This window comes from Cellulosimicrobium sp. CUA-896, from assembly GCF_001942335.1.
Taxonomy (GTDB): domain Bacteria; phylum Actinomycetota; class Actinomycetes; order Actinomycetales; family Cellulomonadaceae; genus Cellulosimicrobium.
This window is the reverse complement of sequence record NZ_MKKH01000011.1, coordinates 74,569-88,604: the sequence shown is the minus strand read 5'-3', so window position 1 is coordinate 88,604 and position 14,036 is coordinate 74,569. Positions and strand designations below refer to the sequence as shown.

The following is a 14,036-nucleotide window of genomic DNA, read 5'->3' as shown; positions in this document are numbered from 1 at the left end:
CGCCGACCTCGCCCGGTCAGGCGGGCTGCTCGCCGAGGAGTCGGCGGTAGGCGAACGCGACGGCGACGTAGCTGAGCGGGATCGTGACGAACAGCCCGAGGCCGAGCGGGATGGCCCCCAGGATGTTGATGCCGAGCAGGGCGAGCAGGAGCAGCAGCACCGTGCCGAAGCTCTTCGCGACGAGCGACCAGCTCGACCGGATCGCCGCGATCGCGTCCTGCTGGCGGTCGAGCGTGAAGTTGTAGACGAACGCGGAGAACACGATCACCGCGAGCCCGGGCAGGATGCACAGGACCAGGCCGACCGTGGTGAGGATCGTCACGAGCACCGCCGCGAGCACGACGTGGACGACGTTGCTGATGCGGAAGAACGCCGCGACGTCCGGTCGACGACCCGCGGTCTCGTCCAGCGCGCCGCGGGTGAAGAACGCCGTGATCAGGTAGCCGACGATCGTGCCGATGACGGACAGGAGCACGCTGGTGAACGTCAGGCCGGTGACGGCGGCGACGCTGGCGCCGTTGTCGTCGTACGAGTCCCAGAGCTGCGAGAAGCCCCCGGTGATGAGGTTCCACGCCACGTTGACCGCGAGGAAGATCAGGGCGACGACGATCCAGGGCCCGAGGTTCGACGTGACCGCGCGCCAGCCGTACGACACCGCCTCGCCCACCCGGAACGGCGGACCCGCGTAGCCGCCGGGACCGGGACTCCCCTGCTGGGGCGGGTAGGCGGGCCCGGTGCCCGGGTACGGACCACCTGCCGCCGACGGGTACGGGCCTCCTGCCGACGGGTACGGTCCGCCTGCGGGCGGGTACGGGCTTCCTGCGGGCGGGTACGCGGCACCCGGCTGGGCGGGCGTGCCGCCCTGGCCGTACGGCGCGGCCGCGGGGTCGGGGCCGGCCGTGGGCCCCTGAGGCGGTGGTGCGTCCCGGCGGTCTTCGCCGTTGGGCTGCGCGTTCCCGGGGCCGGCGGGGTCCTGCGTCATGGTGGCCACCTCGTTCCTGGGCTCGGGCCGGTGCGGGCCGTGGACGGCGTGCCGCGCCGGCGCGCACCTCCACACCAGGGAGGGAGGCGCCCGCGCCCGGCACGTGACCGGCGCGCGGAAGCCTCCCGCACGGGCGACATGCCGTCAGGCGGGCTGCTCGTGGTTGAGCCGGCGGTAGACGTACGCGGTCGCGATCTGCGCCACGGGCAGGGCGACCAGAAGCCCGACGTAGCACAGGAGCGTGCCGATGAGCTGCGCCACGTAGACGCCGAGGAAGAGCACGACCACCGTGCCGAGGTTCTTGCTCACCACGGAGAAGCTCGCCTTGATCGCGTCGAGGACGCCGAGGTCCTTGTCGATGACGTAGAACAGCGTGAACTGGGCGAAGAACGCGAGGACGATCCCGCCGACGATCGTGACGCTGAGGATGCCGACGCCGATGCCGATGAGCAGCGCCGCGAGGATCACGTTGAGCAGGTTCGGCACGCGGAAGAAGTCGGCGAGCTCGATCTTCTTCCCGCGCGTGACGAGCAGCGAGACGTTGACGACGACCGCCTGCACGAACAGCGCGAGCACGCCGACGACGGCGATGTACAGGAACGTCGTGAACCCGAACGCGAGCCCGCCCGCGGTCGAGAGCTCGTCCGTCACCGGGTCGACGCTCGTGGTCGCCGTCCCGACGAGGACGAAGAAGAAGACCAGGCTGAGCACGAGGAGCGCGGCCGCCCAGGCGAGCACGCCGCCGATGATCGCGCCGGCGTTCTGCGTGAACCTGTTCCACCCGTAGTTGAACGCCTCGCCGATCTGCACCGGCTGGTCCCCCGGGCCGTACGGCGACCCGGGCGGCGGGTAGCCGGGCTGCCCGGAGGGCTGCCCCGGCGGGTACCCCGGCTGACCGTACGGCTGCTGCTGACCGTACGGCTGCTGCTGGCCGTACGGCTGCTGCTGGCCCGGCTGCTGGCCGTACGGCTGCTGCGCCTCGGGCCCTGTGCCGTCGTGCGGGCGGTAGGGGTCGTCGTCGCGCGGCGGTCCGCCGGCGCTCGTGTCGCTCATCGCGTCTCCTCGTCGGGGGTCGGTCGGACCGCGGTGCGGCGACGGCGCGAAGCAGGTGTGGAGGACCTGTGCGAACCGTGCAGATCGCGATCGGGTCCACCCTGTCGGGATTCGGCGGGGAGCGCCAGGGGTCTGCGGTGCGCGACCGAGATGTCACCCGCGGGTCAGGCGTCGGTGAGCTCGCGCACGACCGTGTCGGCGAGCAGCCGTCCGCGCAGCGTGAGCACGCCGCGGCCCCGGACCGCTGCCGCCCGTCGAGCAGGCCGCGCGCGACGAGCCCTGCGACGGCACGGCGACCGCCCGGGGCGAGGACGGACAGGTCGAGGCCCTCGCGCAGCCGGACCTGCAGCATGACCTGCTCGAGCAGGCCCTCGTCGTGCGTGAGGAGCTCGCGGCCCGCCGCGGGGCTCGTCCCGGCCTCCAGGAGCGCCGCGTAGCGACGGGGGTGCTTGACGTTCCACCAGCGCACCCCGACCCGGGCGTCCGGTGACGACGCACGCGCCGCGTCGACCGCCTCCGTGCCGGTCCCGGCGGCGGCGCCCTGCGCGGCCACGTACGAGTGCGCGCCCGGACCGATCCCCCACCAGTCGTCGCCGCGCCAGTACGCGAGGTTGTGGCGGCAGCGGTCGTCGTCGGTGCGCGCCCAGTTGCTGACCTCGTACCAGGTCAGCCCGGCCGCGGTGAGCAGCTCGTCCGCGAGCTCGTACTTCGTCGCCTGGTCGTCGTCGCTCGGCAGGGCGATCTCCCCGCGGCGCACCTGGGCGGCCATCTTCGTCCCGGGCTCGACGACGAGCGCGTACGCCGAGACGTGGTCCACGCCCGTCGCGAGCGCCACCTCGAGGCTCGTGCGCCAGTCGTCGAGGCTCTCCCCCGGCGTGCCGTAGATGAGGTCGAGCGAGACCTTGAGGCCCGCGCCGGTCGCCCAGCGCACGACGTCGGGGATGCGGCGCGGGTCGTGGGTGCGCTCGAGCGTCGCGAGGACGTGCGGCACGGCCGACTGCATGCCGAACGAGACGCGCGTGAAGCCCGCCGCCGCGAGCTCGGCGAGCGACTCCGGCGTGACGGAGTCCGGGTTGGCCTCGGTCGTGACCTCGGCGTCCGGCGCGAGTCCCCAGGCCGACCGGACGCCGTCGAGCAGGCGCGCGAGGTCCCGTGCCGGGAGCATGGTGGGCGTGCCGCCCCCGACGAACACGGTCGACACCGGCCGCTCGGGGACGCCCGCCTCGTGCAGGACGCGCTGCGCGAGGCCGACCTCCCGCAGCGCCGTCGTCGCGTACGCGGCCTGGTCCGCCCCGCCTCCGAGCTCGGACGCCGTGTAGGTGTTGAAGTCGCAGTACCCGCAGCGCACCGAGCAGAACGGGACGTGCAGGTAGACGCCGAACCCGCGCTCCGGCGTCAGGCTCTCCCCGTCCGGGCGCCCACCCAGGCGGGGAGCGCGCCGTCGGCGGGCACCGGCTCGCCGTCGGGCAGCGCCGGGCTCACGAGGGCCTCACTTCTTGGACTTGTCCTTCGTCTCCTTGCCGCCCGCGGAGTCGGAGGAGAGCGCGGCGATGAAGGCGTCCTTCGGGACCTCGACGGACCCGATGTTCTTCATGCGCTTCTTGCCCTCCTTCTGCTTCTCGAGCAGCTTGCGCTTGCGGCTGATGTCGCCGCCGTAGCACTTGGCGAGGACGTCCTTGCGGATCGCGCGCACCGTCTCGCGCGCGATGACCCGCGCCCCGACGGCCGCCTGGATCGGGACTTCGAACTGCTGGCGCGGGATGATCTCCTTGAGCTTGGCGGTCATCATCACGCCGTAGTCGTACGCCTTGTCCTTGTGCACGATCGCGCTGAACGCGTCGACCTGCTCGCCCTGGAGCAGGATGTCGACCTTGACGAGGTCGGCCACCTGGTCGCCCGAGGGTTCGTAGTCGAGCGACGCGTACCCGCGGGTGCGCGACTTGAGCTGGTCGAAGAAGTCGAAGACGATCTCGGCGAGCGGCAGGGTGAACCGCAGCTCGACGCGGTCCTCCGACAGGTAGTCCATGCCGAGCATCTGGCCGCGCCGGTCGTTGCACAGCCCCATGACGGTGCCGACGAACTCGCTCGGGGTCAGGATCGTCGCGCGCACGACGGGCTCCTGGACGTCCTTGATCTTCCCGGCGGGGAACTCCGACGGGTTCGTCACCTTGACGACCGTGCGGTCCTCGAGCGTGACGTCGTAGAGACGTTCGGCGCCGTCGAGATGAGGTCGAGGTCGAACTCGCGCTCCAGGCGCTCGCGCACGATCTCCAGGTGCAGCAGCCCGAGGAAGCCGACCCGGAAGCCGAAACCGAGCGCGACCGACGTCTCCGGCTCGTAGTTGAGCGCGGCGTCGTTGAGCTTGAGCTTGTCGAGCGCGTCGCGCAGCACCGGGTAGTCGGACCCGTCGATCGGGTACAGGCCCGAGAACACCATGGGCTTGGGGTCGGAGTACCCGCCCAGCGCCTCGTCGGCCGGCTTGGCGGCGTTCGTCACCGTGTCGCCCACCTTCGACTGGCGCACGTCCTTCACGCCCGTGATGAGGTAGCCGACCTCCCCGACGCGAGTCCCTTCGTGGGGATCGGCTCGGGCGAGATGACGCCGATCTCGAGCAGCTCGTGCGTCGCGCGCGTCGACATCATGGCGATGCGCTCGCGCGGGTTGAGGCTGCCGTCGACCACGCGGACGTACGTCACCACCCCGCGGTAGGTGTCGTAGACCGAGTCGAAGATCATCGCGCGGGCCGCGGCGTCCGCGTCCCCGACGGGCGCCGGGACGCGCTCGACGATCCGGTCGAGCAGCGCCTCGACGCCCTCGCCCGTCTTGCCGGAGACCTTGAGCACGTCGTCCGGGTCGCCGCCGACGAGACCCGCGAGCTCCTCCGCGTACTTCTCGGGCTGCGCGGCCGGCAGGTCGATCTTGTTGAGCACGGGGATGATCTCGAGCTCGTTCTCCATCGCGAGGTAGAGGTTCGCGAGGGTCTGCGCCTCGATGCCCTGCGCGGCGTCGACGAGCAGCACCGCCCCCTCGCACGCGGCGAGCGAACGCGACACCTCGTAGGTGAAGTCGACGTGCCCCGGGGTGTCGATCATGTTGAGCGCGTGGGGGCTGTCGCCCACCTGCCAGGGCATGCGCACGGCCTGCGACTTGATGGTGATGCCGCGCTCGCGCTCGATGTCCATCCGGTCGAGGTACTGCGCGCGCATCGCGCGGGGCTCGACGACGCCGGTGAGCTGCAGCATGCGGTCGGCGAGCGTCGACTTGCCGTGGTCGATGTGCGCGATGATGCAGAAGTTCCGGATCAGCTCGGGCGGCGTCGCAGCCGGCTGGATGCGGGCGCTCAGGTCGGCGCTGGGGATCGGGGACAACGCGGGTGCGCTCCTGTGACGTGGTCTGCGGGGGTCTGCCGGCCATTCTCCCACGGACCCCCGCCGTGGCCGGTACCGCGACCTCGCGCTGCGAGCCGACGACGCCGCGCCTAGCGTGAGGAGGACCGCGCCGGGCCACCCGTCCCGGCCGCGGACCCGACGAGAGGAGAAGCCCGTGCCCGCATCGGACCTCACCGGCCGCCGCGTGCTCGCGATCGTCACGAACTACGGCGTCGAGCAGGACGAGCTGGTCGTCCCCCTGGAGCACCTGCGCGGCGAAGGTGTCGAGGTGGACGTCGCGGCGACGTCCACGGACGACGTGCAGACCGTGGTCGGCGACAAGGACCCCGGCCGCACGGTGACGCCCACCCGGACCCTCGCCGACGCCGACGCGTCCGCGTACGACCTCCTGCTCGTCCCCGGCGGGACCGTGAACGCGGACACGCTGCGCCTGCAGGACGAGGCGATGGAGATCGTGCGGGCGTTCACGGCCGCGGGCAAGCCGGTCGCCGCGATCTGCCACGGGCCGTGGGCGCTCGTGGAGACCGCGGCCGTCGAGGGCAAGACGCTCACGAGCTACCCGTCGCTCGAGACGGACGTGCTCAACGCGGGCGGGGCGTGGGTCGACCGCGAGGTCGTGCGCGACGACGAGGCTACACGCTCGTCACGTCGCGCAACCCGGGCGACCTGGACGCGTTCCTGCGCGAGGTGGACTCGGTCCTCGCCGCCGCCTGAGGCCGCGCCCGCGTCACCGCGGCCGAGCGGGTGGGTGGGTGCGGGCAGGATGGCGCCCATGGACGCCTCGCTCGACCACCGCGCGCTCCTCGGCAGGTTCCAGTCCGCGTTCCTCGCCGACGTGCCGGGCACCGACCCGCGCGCCCCCGTCCCGGCCTGCGGCCGGTGGCGTGCGCGGAACCTCGTCGAGCACCTGGGCCGCATCCACCACTGGGCCGCCGGCCAGGCGAGGCGCAGGCAGGAGACGCCGCTCGGTCGCGGGCCGTTCGACCTCGCCCCGTTCTACGCCGAGCACGCGGCGGAGCTGCGCGCGACGCTCGACGAGCTGGATCCCGCGCCCGGGCGTGGACGCTCCTCGAGCCGGGCGACCCGGCGTCGACCGTGCGGTTCTGGCACCGTCGCCAGGCGCACGAGACCCTCGTCCACCTGCACGACCTGCGCGCGGCGTCCGGCCGCAGGGTCGGCGACGTCCCGCCCGCGGTGTGGGCGGACACCGTCGACGAGGTCGTCACGGTGCTGCAGCCGCGGCAGGTGCGGCTCGGGAGGATGACCCCGCTCGAGCGTCCCGTCGCGCTCGTGGCCGAGGACGCCCGGGCGAGCTGGGTGCTCGGTGCGCGCGACGACGTCGCCCCTGCCGTGCGTGCGAGCGGACCGGCCCAGGCGCTCGCGCTCGTGCTCTGGCGGCGTGTCGCGCCCGACCACGCCGACGGGCTCGCGGTCGAGGGCGACGCCGCGGCGCTGCGCACCGCGCTCGCGGCGCGCCTCACCCCCTGAGGCCCAGGGCTGCACGACCGAGCGCCGGCGAGGCGGGGTCCGACCGCCGGCCGAGCCGGGCGCACGCCGGGTAGATTGCCCGCGTGGCACGCAACCGATGGCTCGGGCTCCTCGCCGGGACGGCGCGCGCGGTCGCGCGCCGGGTGGTCCGCCCGTCCGGCGCCCGGCGCCGCCCGACCGCCGCGGCACCGGCGTACCCGGGCGACTACGCCGGCCCCGTGCGCGCGCGGTACGCGCCCCGCCTCGACGGCGCCGCGGACCCGGGCGAGATCGTGTGGACGTGGGTGCCGTACGAGGAGGACCACGGCCGCGGCAAGGACCGCCCCGTCCTGCTCGTCGGGACGGACGGCCCGTGGCTGCTCGGCGTGATGCTGTCGAGCAAGGACCACTCGCGCGACGCGCGCGACGAGGCGCGCTGGGGCCGGCACTGGCTCGACATCGGCTCCGGCCCGTGGGACGCGCAGGGGCGCGAGAGCGAGGTGCGGCTCGACCGCGTGATCCGCGTGGACCCGGGCGCGGTGCGCCGCGAGGGCGCCGTCGTGGGACGCGCGGTGTTCGACCGGGTCGTCGCCGGGATCGCCGCGCACCGCTGACCCGCCGGTGACCTCCCCGCACCCGTGGGGACCCGCCCGCCCACCGACTGGCTCCGCGCGGTCCCCGGCTGGTAGTCTCGATGGTCGCGTGTCCGCCCAGGTCGGCGGGCACAGCTCCAGCACCTCTCCACGGGTTCCCCACCCCAGTCCCGGAGCTGGAGCCGCCCTCTACGACCTATCCGCTCGCTTCGGCGAACACACCAGAAAGTCCTCACGTGGCCAACATCAAGTCCCAGATCAAGCGCATCCGTACGAACGAGAAGGCTCGCCTGCGCAACAAGGCGGTCAAGTCCGAGCTCAAGACGTACGTGCGCCACGTGCGCGAGGCCGTCGCGGCCGGCGACAAGGACGCGGCGACCACCGCGCTCCAGGCCGCGTCGCGCAAGCTCGACAAGGCCGTCTCGAAGGGTGTCATCCACGCGAACCAGGCCGCGAACCGCAAGTCGGCCATCGCGAAGGCGGTCAACGGGCTCTGAGCGGCACGTCGCCCCTGAGGCGACCTCGGCTCTTCACGAGGGGCGCCGACCCGGACGGGTCGGCGCCCTTCGTGCATCCCGGGACGGGCGGACGCGCCGGTCCGCGCGCCCCGTGCTCGGCACGACAGCACACCGACGCCCGCAGGGCCTGTCGTCGTCGTCAGCGGCCGTGCGAGCGCGCGATCGTCAGCACCGCGCGCTCGACCGCGAACACGGGGTCGCGGCCGGCGCCCTTGACCTCCGCGTCGGCCTGCGCCACCGCGGTGATGGCGGCCGCGAGACCCTCCGGCGTCCATCCGGCGAGCTCACGGCGGGCGCGGTCGACCTGCCACGGCGCCATCCCCAGCTCCTTGGCCGACGCGCCACCTCGTCCGCGCATCGCACCGACCTTGGCCAGGGCGCGAAGCTTCATCGCGAGCGCCGCGACGAGGGGGACCGGGTCGGCGCCTGTCGCGAGCGCGTGCCGCAGCAGCGCGACCGCCTCGCCGGCGTGCCCGGCCACGGCGGCGTCGGCGACCCGGAAGCCGGTCGCCTCGACGCGTCCGCCGTAGTACCGGTCGACGACCTGCTCGGTGACGGTGCCGTCGGTGTCGGTCACGAGCTGGGAGCACGCGGCCGCGAGCTCGCGCAGGTCGGTGCCGAGGGCCTCGACGAGCGCACGCACCCCGCCCGCGTCGATCCGACGGCGGGCCCGCCGGAACTCCGCGGTGACGAACGCGGACTTGTCGGAGTCCTTCTTGATCGCCTCCACCGCGACGACGGGAGCGCCGCTCGCCCGGATCGCGTCGAGCATGCGCTTGCCGCGCACGCCGCCGCCGTGCACCACCACGACGGTCGTCGCGGGGTCGGCGACCGGGACGTAGTCCACGACGTCGGACACCAGCGCGTCCGTCGCGCCCTCCGCACCGGTGACCACCACGACCTTGGCCTCGCCGAACAACGACGGGCTCGCGGCGACGGTGAGCATCCCTGCCTGGTACGTCGCCGCCTCGAGCTCGACCTTCTCCACGTCCGCGTCGCGCTCGCGGGCGAGGTCGACGACGGCGTCCACGGCACGCTCGGCGAGGAGCGACTCCGGCCCCTGGACCAGCACGACCGGGGCGAGCCGGACGTCGTCCCACGCGGTGGCGGCGGACGAGCGTGCGGAGGACCGGGTCGGCGCGGGCATGCGGACAAGCCTGCCACGAGCCGCCGACTCCCCCCGCCGCCCCGGGGACGTCACGGGCGAGCCGTGTCGCCGCACCCGGCCGCGGAGAGCGTGCCCTCACGCACGACGAGCGCGACGGTGCCGCACGTGTCGGTGCGCAGCACCGCGGCGCCCGCGCCCCGGTACAGGTCGAGCGCATGGTCGGTCGGGTGGCCGTAGGTGTTCTCCCCCGAGCTCACGAGGGCGACGGTCGGCGAGAGCGCCGCGGCGAGCGCGGACGACTGCGTCCGCGAGCCGTGGTGGGCCATCTTCACGACGTCCACGGGCCCGGTGCCGCGCCGCGCGAGCTCGTCGACGAGCGCGTCCTGCCCGGCGTCCTCGAGGTCGCCGAGCGCGACGACGTCCGCACCGCGCACCTCGGCGAGCAGGACGACGCTCGCGTCGTTGGCGCCGCCCTCGCCGCCGTCCGCGGCCGGTCCCGCCTGCAGCACCTCCCAGCGGACCGCGTCCTCGCCCGAGCCGGCCGTGGCCGCGTCGCCCGGGCGCGCGACGTCGACCCGCACGCCGGCCACCTCCAGGAGCCCGAGCGCGCGACCGGTCTGCTCGGCCGGGTCACGGGTCGCCGTCACGAGAGCCCGGTCCACCGCCCGGCCCTCGAGCACCTCCTCGAGCCCGCCCACGTGGTCGGCGTGGAAGTGGCTGAGCACGAGCAGGTCGACACGCCGCACGCCGAGGTCGTCGAGGCACCGGTCCGCGGCGGGACCGTCCGGCCCGACGTCGACCACGACGGCGGACACCGGGCCCGAGCGCAGCACGAGCGCGTCGCCCTGGCCGACGTCGCAGGCCACGACCGCCCAGTCGTCCGGAACGGCTCCGCCGCGCAGGGCGGCGGGGCGCACGAGCATCCCGACCGCGACCACGAGCAGGACGACGAGGACCGCGGCCCGCAGGACGCGCGCCGGCTGCCGCGACCGCGGTCGCGGTCTGCCACCCGGGGCGGACGGCGTCCGCGCGCCCGCGCCGCGACGACGCCACCGGCGCAGGCTCGCCGTCAGGCTCTCGACCGTGCCCTGCAGCGGGTCGCGCCCACCGCGGCGGACCTCACGCCGCTCCCCCAGCGCCGCGAGCCGTCGCGAGCGCAGGAGGACGGCGAGGACGACGACGGACGCCGCGGCGAGGAGCAGCAGGCCGCCCACGCCGCCCGGCCACGGGACGCGCGCGGCCGGGAGGCCCGCGAAGAGCCGGGCGACCGCGGCGAGCCACCATGTGCACGCGCCGGCCACCGCCGCGACGGCGGTGGCGGCCGCGGGCCACACCGGCGCCAGCAGCGTGGCGAGCACGCCGAGCACCGTCGCCGGGCCGAGCGCCGGCGCGGCGACGAGGTTGGCCGGTACGGCGTACAGGCTCACGGACGGGTCGAGCAGCACGACGACCGGCGCGCACGCGACCTGCGCCGCGACGGGGACGGCGACGACGTGCGCCGCCGTCCGACCGCACCACGGGGCCAGCCGGCGGGCGATCGGCGCGGTGCCGAGCGCGAGGCCGGCGGTCGCGGCGACGGACAGGACGAACCCGTACGACCGCGCGAGCCAGGGGTCGAGCACGAGCAGCACGACCACGGCCCCGGCGAGGGCGGCCACGGCGCGCGACGGCCGTCCGAGCAGCGCCCCGACGAGGCCGACCGCCCCCATCGCCGCCGCGCGCAGCACGCTCGGCTCGGGGTGCACGAGCGCGACGAAGCCGACCATCGCCGCCGCGGTGACGAGCACGCGCACGACCCGCGGGGCGCGCAGGGCGACGCACAGCGCGGCGACCGTCGCGACGACGACGGCGAAGTGCCCGCCGGAGACGGCGGTGACGTGCGTGAGCGACGTCGTCCGCATCGCCTCGTCGAGCTCCGGCTCCAGGCGTGACGTGTCCCCGACGGCCACACCGGGCACGAGCCCACGGGCCTGCGGGCTCAGGCCGGTGGTGACGTCGAGGATCCCCTCCCGCATGGCCCGGACCCCGCGCAGCGGCGCGGACGGTTCGGCGAGCACGCGCGGTGCGGCGTCGGTGCGCACGAACGTCCGGTCCCCGTCCGCCGCGAGCTGTCCGACCACCTCGACCCGTGCGCCGTAGGCGAGCTCGTCCCACCCGTCCCCCGGCCCGGCGACGACGAGCGGGCCGGTCGCGGGAGCGGTGACCCCGCGGGCGGTGACCTCGAGCGCCTCGACGCGCACCTCGTGGCGGTCGGCGGCTCCCGTCCACGGGTTCAGCCGTGGCTCGACGGCCGACCGCACGGTGGCCGTCACGCGGACGGTGGCGCCGTCCTCGGCGAGCTCCTCCAGGCCTCCCGCCGCGCGCGCGGCGAGCTGGACGCCGCTCGACACGAGGACGGCGGCGACGCACGCCACGACGAGGACGGCCTGTCCCCAGGACCCCGGCACCGCCCTCCTCGCCGCGCCCGCCGCCGCGACGGTCGCGGCGAGGACGGCGCAGACGCAGGCGGCCACGAGGACCGGCGCCGGACGCGCCCCGACGGCGACCACGGCTGCGGTCCAGGCGGCGAGCGCCGCCGGGACGAGCCGCAGGTCGGTCACACGCGGACCAGGTCGCGCAGGTCGGCGAGGACGGACGGGCCGATCCCGCTGACCTCGCCGAGCTCGTCGACGGACGTGAACCTCCCGTGCTCCGTGCGCCACGCGACGATCCGCTCGGCGAGGACCGGACCGATGCCCGGCAGCGTGTCGAGCGCGGTCGCGTCGGCGGCGTTGAGGTCGACCACGCCGCCCGCCGCGCCGGCGCCGCCGGCCGTCGCCCCGCCCGCGACCGTGCCGGTGCCGGCGACCCCGGGCTGCGGGACCTGCTCCCCCGGGAGCGGGACGACGATCTGCTCCCCGTCCACCACGGTGCGCGCGATGTTGAGCGCGGCGAGGTCGGCGTCCGGCAGGGTGCCGCCCGCCGCGGCGAGTGCGTCCGCGACGCGCGCGCCGTCGACGACGGTCACGAGCCCGGGCGCCGCGACCCGTCCCACGACGTGCACGACGACCTGCCCCGCGCGCCCGGGCGCACCCGCCGCGGGAGCGTCGTCGCTGCCGCCCGGCGTCCCGCTCGACCCGCCGGGGTCACCGGACCCGGCGCCGGACGCGCCCGCCGCGCCGCCGCCGTCGGTGTCCTCGCCGGCCGCCGCGTCGCCCTCCTCGCCCGCCGCCGCGTCGCCTCCTCGCCCGCCGCCGCGGCCCCGACCACGCCGAACGCCGCGACCGGCTCGGGCCGCAGCGTGACGAACCCGGCGACCGCGGCCACGGCGAGCAGCACCACCGCGGCCGCCACGGCCACGCGCGGCGGCACCGCCACCCTCGGTCGCGACCCGCCGGCTTCCTCGTCCGGCTCGTCGAGCCCCGCGAACCCGGAGTGCGCCGTCGGGTGGCCGTGCGCCGCCGCGTAGGCCTGCGCGACCGTCGTCGCGGCACGGCGCCGTGCGCGTAGCGCGAGCTCGTCCGCCGTGGCCCCGGGCACCTCACCCGTCCGCGCGCCGCCCCGCGGGGACGACGCGCGGACGGCACCGGGCCGCTCGGGGAGCCAGCCGTCCCCGGGGGCGCCCGGCTGGGCACCCGGATCGGCACCTGCCCCGGCGCCCGGCTCGGCGACGGGCACCGGTTCGAGCTCGGCGTCGCGCACCGGCTCGTGCTCGACGGCACGCACCGGCTCGGACCGGGCCGGTACCGGCGCACCGCTCACCGGCTGCCACGCGAGGACCGGTCGCCCGCCCGCGGTCACCGCGGGCGTCTCGGACGGCGGCGCGAGCCGCCGCTGCCCGCCCGCGACCGCGCGCAGCCGCTGCCGCACGACGGCGTCGCTGCGCCGCGGCGCGTGACCGGGCCGGGCCGGGGACCCGGTGTCGAGGGGCGCGTGCCGTGGTGTGGTCATGCGCGCACGCTAGGGAGGACACGGCGGGCGCGACCCGGCGACCAGTGCCTCGTGTGGACGGGACGGCAGGACGCCGGGGCTGTGCACGGCCAGCACCGCCAGCACGGCCAGCACGCCGAGGTCAGCGCACGGGCTGCACGGGTCCTCGCGGCGGCGACGCGAGGTCCGCGACGACGACCGCCAGCACGCCCGGGCCGACGTGGGCACCGAGCACCGCGCTCACGGGCGTCACCGCCACCTCCAGACCGGTGCGCGCGGTGAGGTCGGCCGCGAGCGAGCGAGCGCCGTCGTCGTCGCCCAGGTGGTGCACCGCGAGGACCGGGGCGCGCCGCCGCCCCGCCGACTCCGCGGCGACCGTCGCCAGGCGCTCGACAGCGGCAGCGCGCGTCCGCACCTTCTGGACCACCTGGATCCGTCCGTCCCGGACGGACAGGAGCGGGCGGACGCCGAGGACGGTGCCGAGCGCCGCGGACGCCGCGCTCAGCCGGCCTCCACGCCGCAGGTGGTCGAGCGAGTCGACGAGGAAGACCGTCCGGCCCGAGTCCGCCACGGCGAGCGCGCGGCGCGCCACGTCGTCGACGCCCGCGCCGTCGAGTGCTGCGTCCGCGGCCGCGCGGGCCGCGAAGCCGAGCCCCATCGCCACCGTGCGGGAGTCGACGACCCGGACCGGGACGGGCGCGTCGGCGGCGGCGAGCGCCGCCGCGTGGACCGTGCCGGACAGCTCGCCCGACAGGTGCACGGACACGACGGCCTCGGCGCCGGCCTGGGCGGCCGCCCGGTAGGCCGCGGAGAACGCCGCCGGCGACGGCTGCGACGTCGTGACGTGGCGCCCGGCCTGGAGGTGCGCGGCCACGTCGTCGGCGCCGATCCCCACACCCTCGAGGGACGACTCGTCCTCGACCACCACGTGCAGCGGGACCGTGCGCAGCAGCGCCGGCCCGCCCGGCGGCAGGGACGCCGTCGAGTCGGTGACGACGTGGACGTGGTGGGCCATGG

At 75.7% G+C, this 14,036-nt stretch carries 11 protein-coding genes and 2 pseudogenes; 4 read left to right on the top strand and 9 right to left on the bottom strand.

Features of this window, described 5'->3' with window-relative positions; genetic code table 11:
• Positions 1–16 precede the first annotated feature (16 nt).
• From BJF88_RS04950 to lepA, 4 genes and pseudogenes are all read right to left on the bottom strand, one after another.
• Entirely contained in the window at positions 17–982 is a 966-nt protein-coding gene (locus BJF88_RS04950) for a hypothetical protein (RefSeq protein WP_158068880.1), read from the bottom strand.
• Between the two features lie 144 nt (positions 983–1,126).
• Positions 1,127–2,035, bottom strand: coding sequence for a hypothetical protein (locus BJF88_RS04945; protein WP_075827982.1), 909 nt, complete (start codon positions 2,033–2,035; stop codon positions 1,127–1,129).
• A 164-nt stretch (positions 2,036–2,199) separates the two neighbouring features.
• Positions 2,200–3,517 (bottom strand): annotated as a pseudogene (hemW, locus tag BJF88_RS04940) (radical SAM family heme chaperone HemW).
• Positions 3,518–3,524: 7 nt separating this feature from the next.
• Positions 3,525–5,403 (bottom strand): annotated as a pseudogene (gene lepA / locus BJF88_RS04935) (translation elongation factor 4).
• Between the two features lie 175 nt (positions 5,404–5,578).
• On the opposite strand from lepA, the gene BJF88_RS23090 reads away from it, so the two are divergent.
• The 4 genes from BJF88_RS23090 (at position 5,579) to rpsT (ending at position 7,981) form a co-directional block, all read left to right on the top strand.
• On the top strand, positions 5,579–6,688 hold the full coding sequence (locus BJF88_RS23090; protein ID WP_369824489.1) for a DJ-1/PfpI/YhbO family deglycase/protease: 1,110 nt from the start codon (positions 5,579–5,581) through the stop codon (positions 6,686–6,688).
• Positions 6,685–6,912 carry a hypothetical protein gene (locus tag BJF88_RS21290; RefSeq protein ID WP_255371776.1) on the top strand — a complete coding sequence of 76 codons (228 nt, stop codon included), beginning with the start codon at positions 6,685–6,687 and terminating at the stop codon, positions 6,910–6,912. The genes BJF88_RS23090 and BJF88_RS21290 overlap by 4 nt, the downstream gene beginning before the upstream one ends.
• Positions 6,913–6,995: 83 nt before the next feature.
• Positions 6,996–7,505, top strand: coding sequence for a type II toxin-antitoxin system PemK/MazF family toxin (locus BJF88_RS04920; RefSeq protein ID WP_075827981.1), 510 nt, complete (start codon positions 6,996–6,998; stop codon positions 7,503–7,505).
• A 215-nt stretch (positions 7,506–7,720) separates the two neighbouring features.
• Positions 7,721–7,981, top strand: a complete 261-nt coding sequence (rpsT, locus tag BJF88_RS04915; protein ID WP_075827980.1) for a 30S ribosomal protein S20 — start codon at positions 7,721–7,723, stop codon at positions 7,979–7,981.
• A gap of 160 nt (positions 7,982–8,141) precedes the next feature.
• Here the strand turns inward: rpsT and holA are convergent, their stop codons facing one another.
• From holA to BJF88_RS04890, 5 genes are all read right to left on the bottom strand, one after another.
• The gene (holA, locus tag BJF88_RS04910; protein WP_075827979.1) at positions 8,142–9,149 is read right to left on the bottom strand and encodes a DNA polymerase III subunit delta; all 1,008 of its coding nucleotides are present in this window, start codon (positions 9,147–9,149) and stop codon (positions 8,142–8,144) included.
• A 50-nt stretch (positions 9,150–9,199) separates the two neighbouring features.
• Entirely contained in the window at positions 9,200–11,710 is a 2,511-nt protein-coding gene (locus tag BJF88_RS04905) for a ComEC/Rec2 family competence protein (protein WP_075827978.1), read from the bottom strand.
• Complete coding sequence (locus tag BJF88_RS04900) at positions 11,707–12,144, bottom strand: ComEA family DNA-binding protein (protein ID WP_255371762.1); 438 nt, start codon at positions 12,142–12,144, stop codon at positions 11,707–11,709. The genes BJF88_RS04905 and BJF88_RS04900 overlap by 4 nt, the downstream gene beginning before the upstream one ends.
• The gene (locus BJF88_RS04895) at positions 12,114–13,040 is read right to left on the bottom strand and encodes a hypothetical protein (RefSeq protein ID WP_075827976.1); all 927 of its coding nucleotides are present in this window, start codon (positions 13,038–13,040) and stop codon (positions 12,114–12,116) included. Before BJF88_RS04895 ends, BJF88_RS04900 begins: the two co-directional genes overlap by 31 nt.
• 121 nt (positions 13,041–13,161) lie before the next feature.
• Positions 13,162–14,034, bottom strand: coding sequence for a DegV family protein (locus BJF88_RS04890; RefSeq protein WP_075827975.1), 873 nt, complete (start codon positions 14,032–14,034; stop codon positions 13,162–13,164).
• Between the last annotated feature and the right edge of the window lie 2 nt (positions 14,035–14,036).

Coding starts and splice junctions, on each gene's coding strand:
- BJF88_RS04950 (WP_158068880.1), bottom strand. CDS start 982: ATGACGCAGGACCCCGCCGGCCCCGGGAACGCGCAGCCCAACGGCGAA.
- BJF88_RS04945 (WP_075827982.1), bottom strand. CDS start 2,035: ATGAGCGACACGAGCGCCGGCGGACCGCCGCGCGACGACGACCCCTAC.
- BJF88_RS21290 (WP_255371776.1), top strand. CDS start 6,685: ATGACCCCGCTCGAGCGTCCCGTCGCGCTCGTGGCCGAGGACGCCCGG.
- holA (WP_075827979.1), bottom strand. CDS start 9,149: ATGCCCGCGCCGACCCGGTCCTCCGCACGCTCGTCCGCCGCCACCGCG.
- BJF88_RS04895 (WP_075827976.1), bottom strand. CDS start 13,040: ATGACCACACCACGGCACGCGCCCCTCGACACCGGGTCCCCGGCCCGG.
- BJF88_RS04890 (WP_075827975.1), bottom strand. CDS start 14,034: ATGGCCCACCACGTCCACGTCGTCACCGACTCGACGGCGTCCCTGCCG.